This is a genomic window from Methylocystis sp. IM3 (genome assembly GCF_038070105.1).
Lineage (GTDB): Bacteria > Pseudomonadota > Alphaproteobacteria > Rhizobiales > Beijerinckiaceae > Methylocystis.
Map to the genome: position 1 here is coordinate 727,220 of NZ_JBBPBZ010000002.1, position 12,371 is coordinate 739,590.

A 12,371-nucleotide genomic window follows, 5' to 3' on the forward strand; every position below is an offset into this window, starting at 1 on the left:
TATCGTATCTGTCGCCCTCACGGTCCTCGCGCGGCAATCTCCTGATCGAGGATTTCTACGGCTTTTCTGAAAATGAAGAGATAGGCCGTGTTTTGTTCGTTCGGCTCGGGGCGGTCGAAGAACGCCTTGTTGGGTTTAAGGCTTAGCCAAAGCGTTTCCAATTCGGCAGCTGGATTTTCGCTGTTTATAATTTTCGAGATATAGACGCGTAGTCCTTTTAGATGCTCCAAATCGAAGACTGAAAGAGCTTCGCGTATGGCGTCTTTGAGCCGTCGTTCGTCTCCTTCCATTGACTTTGGCTTTGACCGGTCGTTTGTCAGCGCAATATCAAGACCTATGCAGAACCCTTCGAAGTCGCTTGAGCATCGAGCCATGGTTGGGACTCCATCAATCAAAGATCGGGAAAGCCGTCAGAACCGAATAACCCTTTGCTCGCCGCTTGTCATGTATGATGACCACTGCGGCGCCATAGGTCGTTCTGAAGAATATCGGAGCGTTCCGTTTCCAAGAGTCAACAGTGTAGGCTTCTCTACCTGTAGGCGAGCCAAAAAATGCCTTCAGCGCCACGCGCCGCAGCCGCGGCGCCGCGACTTCGGTCAAAACGTCAAGATTGCGAGAGAGGATAGAGTTAATTAGCTTGTTCGCGGCTTCGACTGAAGGAAAAGTTCCTGCGCGAGTATCGGTTTCGAAAAATATTCCCAGACGGTCTTCATAGGAATCACGGATTCTGGCTCGCAGCCAATCATCAGTCCGATTAACATGGTCTTTGATTGCATGGCCCTTACGTGCGCCATCCTCTTCATCCAGCAGGTCAACAATGAAGTCGCCGATACGTTGGATAAAGCTTCCGATCCCGACGTCGCTCGCAATATTCGGATCGACATTCAGCGCCGTTTGACCCGCCCCCGGATCGAGCAACGAGACGCTTCCAGTAACGCCGCCCCCGCCTCCACCCCCGCCATTCGTCCACTGCCCACCCTCGGGCGAGCCCGCCGGCGCGCGCGGCTGGCGGCGCGTAGCGGGCCTCGAAGCCGTTGCCCCTCTTCGCGAAAAATGCGTCCTTTGGCGCCGGCCCGTAGCCCAGGGCCTCGCGCTGCTCGTCGAGCGTGAGGAAAGCCGCCCGCCCGACGCGCTCCCATTCGCTGGCGCGTTCGGCGGCGAGCGCCTCCAGCCGGTCGGCGTTGTAATCGAAGCGGAAGGCTTCGAAGCCCGGTTGCAGCCAGCCCTGAAAACTCTTCTGCACGCGGGTGATGAGCGGCAGCACCGTCTGGCCCCAGAAGGCGCGATTGGCCTCGCTGTAATTTGAGAACGTGTTGTCGCCCGGTAGCCCCAGCAGCAGCGGCGGCACGCCAAAGGCGAGCGCGAACAGCTTGATATGCAGGATGGGCTCGACGCCTTCGCCCTGCATCTCGTAGCGCGCGTCGGCGCCTTCCTACAATGGAAGGGATCCGGACTCCCCTCCTTACGGTCAAAGTTTTCGCGGGCATTCGCGGCAGTCACTTCATTGCGCCGCCGCACGAACCATGTCTTGAATTATGGCGAAAACGCGGTTGAAGATAATGAAATAGGGGTGTTCTCCACTTGTATTGCGTCGGGTCGAAAAAAATACACGCGTTGGTTCAAGGCTCATCCAGAGTTCTTCGAGGGTCCTCCCTGCTTCGGGGCTGGCCAAAATCGCACCGAGGTATTGCTCTACAGCCTGGAGGCTGGTCTTGTCATAAGACGACAGGGCTGCCTTGACCGCCCATTCAAGCTGACCTTCGGGCGTGTCCGGAGTAGCGGTGTGTTTGGCTTGATATGTCAGCCACACATCCAGGCCAGTACATAAGCCTTCAAGCTCCGGCGGCATTTTCGTTTGCATGAAGATTTTCCGAGTTCAATAATAGGGGAACGCCGTTGTTATCGAATAGCCCTTTTTCGAGTTTTTGTCTTGCACGATGACAACTGCTGCGCCGTATGTCGTTCGGTAAAAAATTGGGGCTGCGCGTCGTCTGGGAGCCAAAGTGTAGGCTTCCCGTCCAGTAGGAGACGCGAAACGACGATTTATTCGCTTGGGCCCCCAAATCCACCCCCTCGCAATGTCCTCGACGGTTTCCCGATTCGCTGAAATGACCGCGTTTATTAGCTTGTTCGCACTCTCTAACGACGCGAAAGAGCCCGCTCTCGTATCCATTTCGGCAACGCCCCACCATTTTTCCTTATAGGAGTCCCTGATTCGATCGCGGAGCTGTTCATCGGTCCTGCCGACGTGGTCCCGTATCGCGTGTCCGTTATGTACTCCTCCTTCCTCGTCAAGCAAGTTGACAAGAAAATCTGCAACCTCATGAGTTAGATTCCCGAGAGCGTCACTTATGACATTCGGATCGACATTCAGCGCCGTTTGATCTGCGCCCGGATCGAGCAACGAGACGCTTCCGGTAACGCCGCCCCCACCTCCGCCACCCCCGCCACTCGTCCACTGCCCACCCTCGGCCGACCCCGCCGGGACGCGCGGCTGGCTCGGCGAGTAGCGAGCCTCGAAGCCGTTGCCCCATTTCGTGAAAAACGCATCCTTCGGCGCCGGCCCGTAGCCCAGGGCCTCGCGCTGCTCGTCGAGCGTGAGGAAAGCCGCCCCGCCGACGCGCTCCCATTCGCTGGCGCGTTCGGCGGCGAGCGCCTCCAGCCGGTCGGCGTTGTAATCGAAGCGGAACGGCGCGAACCCCGGTTGCAGCCAGCCCTGAAAACTCTTCTGCACGCGGGTCACGAGGGGGAGAACTGTCTGGCGCCAGAAGGCGCGATTGGCCTCGCTGTAATTTGAGAACGTGTTGTCGCCGGGCAGTCCCAGGAGCAGCGGCGGCACGCCGAAGGCGAGCGCGATCTCGCGCGCGGCGCTGGCTTTGGATTCGGCGAAATCCATGTCCTTCGGCGAGAGCGACAAGGCCTTCCAGTCGAGCCCGCCTTCGAGCAGAAGGGGGCGTCCGGCGTTGTCGGCGCCGGAGAAGTTTTCTTCGAGTTCCTGCTTGAGGCGCGCGGCTGAAGGCCGCATTTAATTGTCGAGGAGCGCCCTGTTTAAGAAGCACGCGGCGTTGTGGGTGCCTAAGGCGTCCCCGGCTGGGGGCTGCGCTCGCTCACGATACAATCGCTGAACCATCTCTCCCGAGCTTGAGGAGCGGTCTTGCTTCAATTTCGATTCATCGTCCAGAGCTGGTCTCTGCCCATCGCTTGCGCTGGCATCATGCGCTTTTCTTTTCAATTACCCGCAAGACCGCCCTGAAAACGAATAAGATGCTGGGCTCCTTTGACGGAGATTTGGAATAAGGTGAGAATTGAATACGAGGATTAGTATTCCGCCATAGCTCTTGCAATTTTTCCGCAGCATCCGGCCCCTGAAGTATGGAAATCAGAAAATCTCTCAGCACGGTCAGGTCCGAGCTATCGAGGCCTTGAAGGCGCGCCCGGTCGTTCCAGCAGCAGCGGACCCCGCATTGTCGGCGCCCAATGCCGCGGCTTCAGCCACTATCAGGTGAGCTTCTTTTCAATCGTCTGCAACACCCGAGTGAAGACTTGAACCATAGGCGGTTGTTTATCAGGCGCGCCAGGCCTGGAAAAGAACTCATATCGGGGACGCATGTCTTTCCAAAGTTTTTGTAGCTCGCCGGCGGCGTTAGGACTCTGCAGCACATCCTTCAAGAAAACTTTCAAGATCACTAAATCATTTCGATCATAACCTTCAAGGCCGTAATTGATGGCGCCGTCGAGAAATACCTCGAAATCGCTGTGGGATTTCCGTGGAATATCCCGGCAGAGCGCGACCTCAAGACCAACGCAAAATCCCTCGAACTGTTCCGGAGGCGTTTTTCTCATGGCTTTATTCCTCAATGTCAAAGAAAGGGAATGCTGTGATGATCGAGTACCCTTTTGTGACGTTAGGGTTCCTAAAAACCACGACGGCGGCTCCAAAGGTCTCGCGAAATCCTATGGACGCACCTGGATCCCATGGGCGATCGGTGAACGCTTCGGAGCCAGTTGGCGACGTGAACCATTTGTTGAGCCTCGCCTTGCGCACCCTTCCCTCCACAACTTCTGCGACCATAGAGGCGTTTTCAGCCAAAACGGAATTTACAAGCTTATTTGCCGCGGCAAGCGAGGGAAAGGAAAGCCGCCCGTCCGACGCGCTCCCATTCGCTGGCGCGTTCGGCGGCGAGGGCCTCGAGCCGGTCGGCGTTGAATCGAAGCGGAAGGGTTCGAAGCCCGGTTGCAGCCAGCCCTGAAAGCTCTTCTGCACGCGAGTGACGAGCGGCAGCACCGTCTGGTGCCAGAAGGCGCGATTGGCCTCGCTGTAATTTGCGAAGGCGTTGTCGCCCGGTAGCCCCAGCAGCAGCGAGCTGAAGGTGAAAGCGATCTCGCGCGCGGGGCTGGCTTAGATTCAAAATCTGGGTCTGTGGAGGCGGAGAAGGACGTTTTGAGGCTTCCGCGACTAGTCCCAGTGAGTGCTGATCAAATCGTACAACAACTTTTCGTCCGTTTCCACATCTTCTTTGCCGACGAAATAGCTGAATTCGAAGTGGTCGACAAAAAACGTTACTTCGACTCTGCAACCGACCAAATCGAATGAGACCTCCAACCCGTCATCTACCTGCTGTTGTATTCTGTATTTGATTCGTTTGTCCCTCAAAAACGAGAGGAATTCAAGCATGCCTTCCAAGCCCTTCATGACGGCCTCCAGTTACTTCCTGAATCGATCTTCGTTTAAAAGCTTTTTGCATTTCTTGGCGACCGCGTCACCGCTTTTGGCCTGTTCAAGGACTTCTCGGACCATGGAGCTCAAAAGCTGTCCGGGCAGCTCGCTGTTTATCGAACCGACGCAGTAATTCGAAACAAAATCCTGCACCGTCATATCAAGCTGCTCTGGCTTGAATCCGCCCGCAAGCCGTAACAGATCACTGCTGCTAGGGCTCTCTTTATCGCTGTTACTCCCGCCTCCACCCCCGCCACTCGTCCACTGCCCACCCTCGGGCGAGCCCGCCGGCGCGCGCGGCTGGCTCGGCGCGTAGCGGGCCTCGAAGCCGTTGCCCCTTTTTGCGAAAAATGCGTCCTTTGGCGCCGGCCCGTAGCCCAGGGCCTCGCGCTGCTCGTCGAGCGTAAGGAAAGCAGCCCCGCCGACGCGCTCCCATTCGCTGGCGCGTTCGGCGGCGAGCGCCTCCAGCCGGTCGGCGTTGTAATCGAAGCGGAACGGCGCGAACCCCGGTTGCAGCCAGCCCTGAAAACTCTTCTGCACACGTGAGACGAGCGGCAGCACCGTCTGGCGCCAGAAGGCGCGATTGGCCTCGCTGTAATTTGCAAAGGTGTTGTCGCCGGGCAGTCCCAGGAGCAGCGGCGGCACGCCGAAGGCGAGGGCGATCTCGCGCGCGGCGCTGGCTTTGGATTCGGCGAAATCCATGTCCTTGGGCGAGAGCGACAAGGCTTTCCAGTCGAGGCCCCCTTCGAGCAGCAGCGGGCGTCCGGCGTTGTCGGCGCCGGAGAAATTTTCTTCGAGTTCCTGCTTGAGCCGGGTGAACTGTTCGTCCGTCAGATGGGCGTTGTCGGGTCCGGCGTAGACCAGCGCGCCGGAGGGCCGCGCGGAATTGTCGAGCAGCGCCTTGTTCCAGAAGCTCGCGGCGTTGTGCGTATCGAGAGCGACCTGCGCGGCGGCGAGCGGCGCGAAGCCGTAATAGTCGTCGAGCGGGTTGAACAGCTTGATATGCAGGATGGGCTCGACGCCCTCGCCCTGCATCTCGTAGCGCGCGTCGGCGCCCTGCGCCCGATAGACAAAGGCGGCGGGCCAGCCGTTTCGACCGGGCTCGACGCTCATGCGATCGGGACGCAGCGCGTAAAGCTCGCGCAACTGCCCGTCGAGCATGATCGACTCGATATAGGCGTTGCCATAGAGCAGCAGATTGGCGCAGATCGCCTCGATGAAGGAGACGCTGGTGTCGGCGGGGTTTGGCCGTTCGATCAACGCCAGCAGCGGATGATCGACGAGCTCCTCTCGGCCCTCATACATGAGCCAGGGAACGGAGGCCGCGGCTTCCGCCACCATGCGCACGCAGCGATGGCAGACGGCGTTGCGTTCATAGCCTTCGCGCGTCATAGCCGCGCTGTTGCGCGCGGTCCAGTGCGGGGCGCCGATCGAATGCATGGCGAGGAGTTTCGCGGCGCGCGAGGATTTGACGTCGCGCGCAGGCGCCGCCGCGCCGAAGAGGCGCGTCAGAAGAGAGGTCATGAGATGGGCCCTGAAAGGAAGAGGCGGGGGGCGGCGATAAACTAAAGGGGTTACATGCGCCGCATGCGCGGCTCGGGCGCCTTGGGCGTCAGGGCAAGGGCGCTCACCGCCCAGACCAGCGCGTCGAGGCGGTCGGGCGAGCGGCCGGAAGAGAGGCCGTCGAGGCCGAAGTCGCACATTTCGTCTTCGAGCGCGGGAAAGGCGCCGACATGTCGGACCCGGCCCTGCTCATAGAGCTGCGCCACCGGCGCGGCGCGCAGATATTTGCCGCGCGTGGCGCGCACCATGGTCACGGGCGCGGCGGGGTCCGCTTCGTTCAGTACGGCGCGCACCATTTCACCGCCCTGGTTCACTTCGGCGATGAGCGCGTCGGCGGAAAGCCTGTGATAGAGCGCGATCGCCGCTTGCGCCCATTGCGCCGGCCGGGCGGCCGCGAGGGTCTGATCGCCGAGCACATAGACGAGCCCCGCCGCATCCTCGCCAGCGGCGACGATGCCGCAGTTATCGGCGCGCTTGCCCGAGCTCGCCGGCGGATCGACGGCGACGACGATGCGCGACAACGCCGGCGCGGCGGCGACGCGCGTGGCCTCCATCATGTCGCGGGTCCAGAGCGCGTCCCGGCGCTCCTCGATGATCTCGCCGTCGAGCTCCTGGCGCCCGAGCCGCGTGCCGGCATATTGCGCGACGACGCTTTCGAGAAAGGAGGGCGCGAGATTGGCGGCGTTCTCGCGCGTCAGGGCCCGCGTCACGGCGGTCTTCGGATGCGCGAGCAATTCCTTGAGAATGGGCGTCGGGCGCGGCGTCGTCGTCACGAGCTGGCGCGGCCAGTCGCCGAGACGCAGGCCGAATTGCAGCATGTCCCATGTCTCCCTCGCATAGCGCCATTTGGCGAGTTCGTCGCACCAGGCGGCGTGGAACTGCGGGCCGCGCAGGCTTTCCGGGTCTTCGGCCGAAAAAGCCTGGGCGACGGCGCCTGTGTCCCACAGAAGCCGGCGGCGCGAGCTTTCCCACCGGGGCCGGTCGCGCTTGTCGTGCACGGCAAGAAGGCCGGACACGCCCTCGATCATCACGTCGCGCACGTCGGCGGCGGTTTCGCCGATGAGCGCGATGCGCGCCGCCGGGCGGACGGCGAATTGCGCGCGTCCGAGCGCCAGCGCCTTCACCCATTCCGCGCCGGCGCGCGTCTTGCCGGCTCCGCGCCCCCCGAGAATGAGCCAGACCCGCCAGGGGTCGCCGTCCGGCGCGAGGTCCGGCGGCCACTGGTCCTTGCGGGCGACGAATTCCCAGTCGCGCAGAAGCGCGGCCAGTTCGCGGCGGCTGAAATCCCCGAGCGCCTCATCCAGGCGGCCCTTCGCCGCGCAGGCGCTCAAGGCGTCGAGCAAGCTCCGCGCGGAGTTCGGCCAATTCTCGGGGCGGATCGGCGCTGTCGTCTCTGTCGTCATCGTCGCTCGTTGCATTGCCCCTTTGCGCATCGGCGTCGCGCCGCATGCGTTTCAGTTCGGCGAGGGCCTTCACGAGCGTCGCGATCGTGCGGGCGCTCGCTTCGAGGGTTTTCGGCGCCTGTTTTTCGAGAGCGGTCTCGGCGCGGGCGAATTCGCGCTCGACCGCTTCCTCGAGCCGCAGGATGAGACGGCCCGGATCGGCCGCTGGGCCGGGCGCCGGCGTGGCGGGCGGCCCGGCCTTCCGCGCACAGGGGGAGGCGCGCAGCGGCCAGCCGTTTTCGTCCCTGAAGCGCCGAAACTGCGCAACGCTCATGCCGAGGAGATCGAGGATCTCCGAGATCGGCGCGGCTGCGTCATAGAGCAGTCGCGCCTGCGCGATCTTCGCGCGAGCGGCGGGGGAGGTCTTTTTCTGCATGGCGAGCCATGGCGCGAGCCGCGCCTTTTCTGTGGGAGCGCCCATCCGGGGGAGGGCGCTTCATGTGCGGCGAGGCGCTTACTGCCGGCGAGCGCGAAGCCCGCGCCTCGTCAGTGGCGAACTTGCCCCGCCGCCCAAGCGCAATTGTGGAGCATGTCTTATCTCTAGCTTGGCAGCGGGGCGCTGTCAAGGAATAAAATCCATCATAAGGAAAAAATTCAGCCTGCTGGCTAATAGCGGGCCTTCTTTGGCCAGCGTTTCGGCCAGAGGCGGATGAAGTCGGGCGTGTCCTCGTCCTCGACCTCCTCCTCGCTCGCCTCGACCTTGCCGCGGACCGACACGCCGGCCCGGTGGACGCTTTCGGGATCGCCGGAAATCAGCGGGTGCCAGGGGGGCAGGGGCTTTCCTTCATTGCGCAGCACATAGGCGCAGGTGGGCGGCAGCCAGGCGATGTCCTGCAGCTTCTTCAGCGTAAGGCGGATGCAGTCCGGCACATGGTCGCGGCGGTTCGCATAGTCGCTGCACAGGCAGCTGTCGTGGTCGAGCATCTTGCAGGCGATGCTCGTGTGGTGGATCGCGCCCGTGTCCTCGTCCTCGAGCTTGACCAGACAGCAGCGTCCGCAGCCGTCGCAGAGCTTTTCCCATTGCGATCGGGTCAATTCCGAGAGAGGCTTTTCCCAGAAGGGAGCCGCTGCGCCGCTTTCGCCTTTTTTTTCCGCCATTTTTCTTCCATCACGGCTGTCCCGCCGCCCGACGGAAACCATAACCGCAATGCGCGGGTCGCCGGGCGTCGTCAAGATGGTTTAAAAGGTGCTAAACTTGTGCGTCCGGGCCATGAGCCCGGCGACCGGGGAGTTCACGAGCCTTGTTCGAGCGTTTCTGGTCATCGCCTTTCATCAAGCGCATCAGGCGCATCCTGCTGTCGGCCGATGCGCTCATCGACTCCAGCATGTTCGACAGCGGCCGCCGCACGCGCGAGCTTTATGAAAATTACTCGGCCTTCATGGAGCGGTTCCACGTCTCGGGCTTCGCCCGCGTGGCGGTGGAGCTCGCCTGCGAGGGCCTGACGCTCGGCCTCGGCGGCCTTATTGTCCTGGTCGCGCTGGCCGGCTCGGCCTTCCAGATGACGACCGAGGGCGACTGGCTGAAGCGGACCGATCTCGCGGTGACCTTTCTCGACCGCTATGGGAACGAGGTCGGCCAGCGCGGCATCAAGCACGACGACGCCGTGCCGCTCGAAGAATATCCAGATTATCTCATCAAGGCCGTGCTCGCCACCGAGGATCGTCGGTTCTACGAGCATTTCGGCATCGACGTCATTGGCACGCTGCGCGCGCTGACGGTCAACGCCCGTTCGTCGGGCGTCGTGCAGGGCGGCTCCTCGATCACGCAGCAGCTTGCCAAAAATCTGTTCCTGTCGAACGAGCGCACGATCACCCGCAAGATCAACGAGGCCTTTCTGGCGCTTTGGCTCGAGCATCATCTCACCAAGCGCGAGATCCTCCAGCTCTACCTCGACCGCGTCTACATGGGCGGCGGCGCCTTCGGCATTCAGGCGGCGGCTGAGTTCTACTTCGGGAAATCCGTCAAGGACGTCACGCTCGCCGAGGCGGCCATGCTCGCGGGCCTGTTCAAGGCGCCGACGAAATACGCCCCGCACAACAATCTGCCCGCGGCGCGCGCCCGCGCCAATGACGTTTTGAACAATCTCGTCGATGCGGGCTTCATGAGCGAAAGCCAGATTCTCGCTGCGCAGAGAAGCCCGGCGACGCCCGTGGACCGCCAGCGCGAGGACAGTCCCGACTGGTTCCTCGATTACGCCTATGGCGAAATCCGCAAGCTATCGGCGGCGGGCAAGCTGGGCGACAACCGCGTCCTGACGGTGCGGACCTCGCTCGACTCGAATGTGCAGAAGCGCGCCGAGGAAGTGATCGAGAAGAACCTGCGCGAGCAGGGCCGTTCGTTCCACGTCAAGCAGTCGGCGATGGTCGTGATGGAGCCCGACGGCGCGCTCCGCGCCATCATCGGCGGGCGGGACTATGGCGCGAGCCAGTTCAACCGCGCGACCGACGGCTCCCGCCAGCCCGGCTCTTCCTTCAAGCCCTATGTCTATCTCACCGCGCTGATGTCGGGGAAATTCAAGCCGACGACAACCGTCACCGACAGGCCGACCTGCATCGGCAACTATTGCGTTCACAACTACAGCGGCGGCTATGCTGGCTCCATGCCGCTCGCCATGGCGCTGGCGCGTTCGCTCAACACCGTCGCGATCCAATTGTCCATCGCGATCGGCAACGGCAATGCGCGCGAGGGCCGCGCCAAGATCATCGAGACATGCCGCAAGCTCGGCATCAGCACGCCTCTCGAAGACACGCCCTCGCTGCCCGTCGGCCAGAGCGACGTGATCCTTCTCGAACATTCCGCCGCCTATGCCGCCTTCGTGAATGGCGGCAAGCGGACGGTTCCCTATGCGGCCGTCGAAATCCGCAACCGGCAGGGCGATCTCCTCTATCGCCACGACCGCGACGCGCCCCCGCAAAAGCAGGTTCTGCCGCTCGAGAAGGTCGTCGACCTTGCGACCATGATGAAGAAGGTCGTCGAGGAGGGAACCGGCAAGCGCGCCATTCTGGGCGAGGGGATCGACGTGATCGGCAAGACGGGCACGACGAACGGCTACAAGGACGCCTGGTTCTGCGGCTATACGGGAACCATGGGGGGCTGCGTCTGGTACGGAAACGACGACAACGAGCCGATGAACAATATGACGGGCGGCACGCTGCCGGCGGGGACCTGGCACGATGTGATGGCTTACGCGCATCAGGGCATTCCGCTGAAGCCCATCGTCGGACTGAAGCCGGAAGCCAAGCCGGCCGTCGCGTCCGCCGATGGCGGCGCGGTGAAGCCGCTCGAACTCGGCGGCCCGCAGCGCCCTGCCACGCTCACCAAGGGGGCCGTGCAGGCGCTGGAATCGATCGAGAAGAAAGCCAGGGCCAATGGCGCCGGCAAGCAGAGCATGCTGGCGCCGGCGACGATCGCCGAAAGCAATGGCGTCGGCTTTCCCACCATAGGCGCAGCGAAATAAAGGGTTTCCTCTCTTGAACCGCCCTTATGCCAAGTATTTCCGCGCGGGAGGCGTCATGATCGGCGGGCTCGCCATCGGCCTTCTCGCGACGCTGATCTCGCTGAACTCGGGTTATGGCTTTGGCGCCCTGCGTGCGGGACCCTGGACGGCTTGGCCGAGCATCGGCGGCGCCGATGTCGATCCTTACGCGCGTGCTGTCGTGGCGCGCTCGGGTGAGGCGCCTCTGGCGCGCGATCAAGGGCTCGTGTTCACGGCGGAGGAAGATTCGGACGGCGCGCCGCTGGACGGGGCCTGCGAATATTCTGTCTCCGATCCGGTTCCGGCGGCGCGTTTCTGGACATTGTCGCTTGCGACGCCGAATGGCGCTCTCGTCGATAATCCAACTCGCCGCTACGGCTTTTCTTCTGCCGAAATATTGAGGCGCGAGGGGGGCTCTTTCGCCATCTCGATCGCCCGCAATGCGCGCGCCGGGAATTGGCTCTCGCCTGGCGACGCGCGCAAATTCGTGCTGTTGTTGCGTCTCTACGACACGCCGCTCGACACGGCCGCCCGTCCCGACCCAGGCAGCTTCCCAAAGATTGCGAAACTCACGTGCGACTGACGCTCCCCGATCGCTTTTTCGATTATCTCCCCTGGGCGGCGGCGACGCTGCTCATCGCCGGCATCGTCCACCTCGTCTCGGTGTTGCTGATGCCCGCGGTCGCGCCAAACACCGCCTATGCGCGAGTCTTGAGAGTCGTGGCCGAAGCGCCTTCCGAAAAACTCGTCGCGCTTCCGCCTGCGGCGCCGGGCGCAGAGCGGCTGCCCTTCGAGGACCCGGCCTTTGCGGAGGGCGTTTGCGTCTACGATTTGTCCAAGGGGCTTCTGCGCGTCTCCACGGCGGCGGAAGGCGATGATTTTCTGGCCTTCTCCTTTCACTCCGGCGGCGGCCGGCTCTATCACGCCATTACGGACCGCGCCGCCATCAAGGGAAAGATCGATATCGTCGTGGGCGACGAAAGGCAGATCGACGCCTTGCAAGGCATGAGCGACGAAGCGCCGCCGCAGGAAGTGCGCCTCACCTCGCCGACCAAGCGCGGCTTTGTGCTCATCAGGGCTTTCGCAAAGCGCCCGGGCGATCAGGCGCGCGCCCGTGAGCGGATCAACGCCGTGAATTGCACGCGTTTTGATCCGCCGAAGGATTGAGCGGCA

Annotated in this window: 13 protein-coding genes and 2 pseudogenes; 3 read left to right on the top strand and 12 right to left on the bottom strand. The window is 62.5% G+C overall.

Annotation, left to right across the window (positions count from 1 at the left end; translation table 11 throughout):
• Positions 1-17 precede the first annotated feature (17 nt).
• The 12 genes and pseudogenes from WOC76_RS05300 to WOC76_RS05355 all read right to left on the bottom strand — a co-directional run bounded on the left by WOC76_RS05300 (position 18) and on the right by WOC76_RS05355 (position 8,820).
• A complete protein-coding gene (locus WOC76_RS05300) occupies positions 18-290 on the bottom strand; it encodes a hypothetical protein (RefSeq protein WP_341387563.1) in 273 nt (90 codons plus the stop codon).
• 97 nt (positions 291-387) lie between these two features.
• Positions 388-918, bottom strand: coding sequence for an RNase A-like domain-containing protein (locus WOC76_RS05305; RefSeq protein WP_341108455.1), 531 nt, complete (start codon positions 916-918; stop codon positions 388-390).
• Positions 919-1,069: 151 nt separating this feature from the next.
• Positions 1,070-1,363: pseudogene (locus WOC76_RS05310) on the bottom strand (phage portal protein); the annotation flags it as partial.
• A 138-nt stretch (positions 1,364-1,501) separates the two neighbouring features.
• Positions 1,502-1,861 carry a hypothetical protein gene (locus tag WOC76_RS05315; RefSeq protein ID WP_341108454.1) on the bottom strand — a complete coding sequence of 120 codons (360 nt, stop codon included), beginning with the start codon at positions 1,859-1,861 and terminating at the stop codon, positions 1,502-1,504.
• Between the two features lie 15 nt (positions 1,862-1,876).
• Positions 1,877-3,025, bottom strand: a complete 1,149-nt coding sequence (locus WOC76_RS05320; protein ID WP_341387564.1) for a phage portal protein — start codon at positions 3,023-3,025, stop codon at positions 1,877-1,879.
• A 473-nt stretch (positions 3,026-3,498) separates the two neighbouring features.
• On the bottom strand, positions 3,499-3,843 hold the full coding sequence (locus WOC76_RS05325; protein WP_341108450.1) for a hypothetical protein: 345 nt from the start codon (positions 3,841-3,843) through the stop codon (positions 3,499-3,501).
• Positions 3,844-3,847: 4 nt separating this feature from the next.
• Positions 3,848-4,285 (bottom strand): hypothetical protein, encoded by a 438-nt coding sequence (locus tag WOC76_RS05330; protein ID WP_341108448.1) that lies wholly within the window; start codon positions 4,283-4,285, stop codon positions 3,848-3,850.
• A gap of 171 nt (positions 4,286-4,456) precedes the next feature.
• Entirely contained in the window at positions 4,457-4,693 is a 237-nt protein-coding gene (locus tag WOC76_RS05335; protein WP_341108446.1) for a hypothetical protein, read from the bottom strand.
• A gap of 390 nt (positions 4,694-5,083) precedes the next feature.
• Positions 5,084-6,241, bottom strand: a pseudogene (locus WOC76_RS05340) (phage portal protein); the annotation flags it as partial.
• A 50-nt stretch (positions 6,242-6,291) separates the two neighbouring features.
• A complete protein-coding gene (locus WOC76_RS05345; protein ID WP_445730652.1) occupies positions 6,292-7,683 on the bottom strand; it encodes a DNA-packaging protein in 1,392 nt (463 codons plus the stop codon).
• Positions 7,577-8,143 carry a hypothetical protein gene (locus tag WOC76_RS05350; protein ID WP_341108444.1) on the bottom strand — a complete coding sequence of 189 codons (567 nt, stop codon included), beginning with the start codon at positions 8,141-8,143 and terminating at the stop codon, positions 7,577-7,579. The genes WOC76_RS05345 and WOC76_RS05350 overlap by 107 nt, the downstream gene beginning before the upstream one ends.
• A 185-nt stretch (positions 8,144-8,328) precedes the next feature.
• Positions 8,329-8,820, bottom strand: a complete 492-nt coding sequence (locus WOC76_RS05355) for a YcgN family cysteine cluster protein (protein WP_341387567.1) — start codon at positions 8,818-8,820, stop codon at positions 8,329-8,331.
• A gap of 143 nt (positions 8,821-8,963) precedes the next feature.
• Here WOC76_RS05355 and WOC76_RS05360 point away from each other — a divergent pair, with 143 nt between their 5' ends.
• The 3 genes from WOC76_RS05360 to WOC76_RS05370 are packed head-to-tail and all read left to right on the top strand — an operon-like array spanning position 8,964 to position 12,365.
• A complete protein-coding gene (locus WOC76_RS05360; RefSeq protein WP_341108441.1) occupies positions 8,964-11,180 on the top strand; it encodes a transglycosylase domain-containing protein in 2,217 nt (738 codons plus the stop codon).
• Between the two features lie 55 nt (positions 11,181-11,235).
• The gene (locus WOC76_RS05365) at positions 11,236-11,781 is read left to right on the top strand and encodes a DUF1214 domain-containing protein (RefSeq protein WP_341431314.1); all 546 of its coding nucleotides are present in this window, start codon (positions 11,236-11,238) and stop codon (positions 11,779-11,781) included.
• Positions 11,772-12,365: a DUF1254 domain-containing protein gene (locus WOC76_RS05370; RefSeq protein WP_341108439.1), complete on the top strand. Its 594-nt coding sequence runs from the start codon at positions 11,772-11,774 to the stop codon at positions 12,363-12,365. Before WOC76_RS05365 ends, WOC76_RS05370 begins: the two co-directional genes overlap by 10 nt.
• Positions 12,366-12,371 lie beyond the last annotated feature (6 nt).

Bases quoted from the DNA above. Each gene is read 5' to 3' on its own strand.
- WOC76_RS05300 (WP_341387563.1), bottom strand. From the start codon at position 290: ATGGAAGGAGACGAACGACGGCTCAAAGACGCCATACGCGAAGCTCTT.
- WOC76_RS05315 (WP_341108454.1), bottom strand. From the start codon at position 1,861: ATGCAAACGAAAATGCCGCCGGAGCTTGAAGGCTTATGTACTGGCCTG.
- WOC76_RS05320 (WP_341387564.1), bottom strand. From the start codon at position 3,025: ATGCGGCCTTCAGCCGCGCGCCTCAAGCAGGAACTCGAAGAAAACTTC.
- WOC76_RS05325 (WP_341108450.1), bottom strand. From the start codon at position 3,843: ATGAGAAAAACGCCTCCGGAACAGTTCGAGGGATTTTGCGTTGGTCTT.
- WOC76_RS05335 (WP_341108446.1), bottom strand. From the start codon at position 4,693: ATGAAGGGCTTGGAAGGCATGCTTGAATTCCTCTCGTTTTTGAGGGAC.
- WOC76_RS05345 (WP_445730652.1), bottom strand. From the start codon at position 7,683: ATGACGACAGAGACGACAGCGCCGATCCGCCCCGAGAATTGGCCGAAC.
- WOC76_RS05350 (WP_341108444.1), bottom strand. From the start codon at position 8,143: ATGGGCGCTCCCACAGAAAAGGCGCGGCTCGCGCCATGGCTCGCCATG.
- WOC76_RS05355 (WP_341387567.1), bottom strand. From the start codon at position 8,820: ATGGCGGAAAAAAAAGGCGAAAGCGGCGCAGCGGCTCCCTTCTGGGAA.
- WOC76_RS05365 (WP_341431314.1), top strand. From the start codon at position 11,236: ATGATCGGCGGGCTCGCCATCGGCCTTCTCGCGACGCTGATCTCGCTG.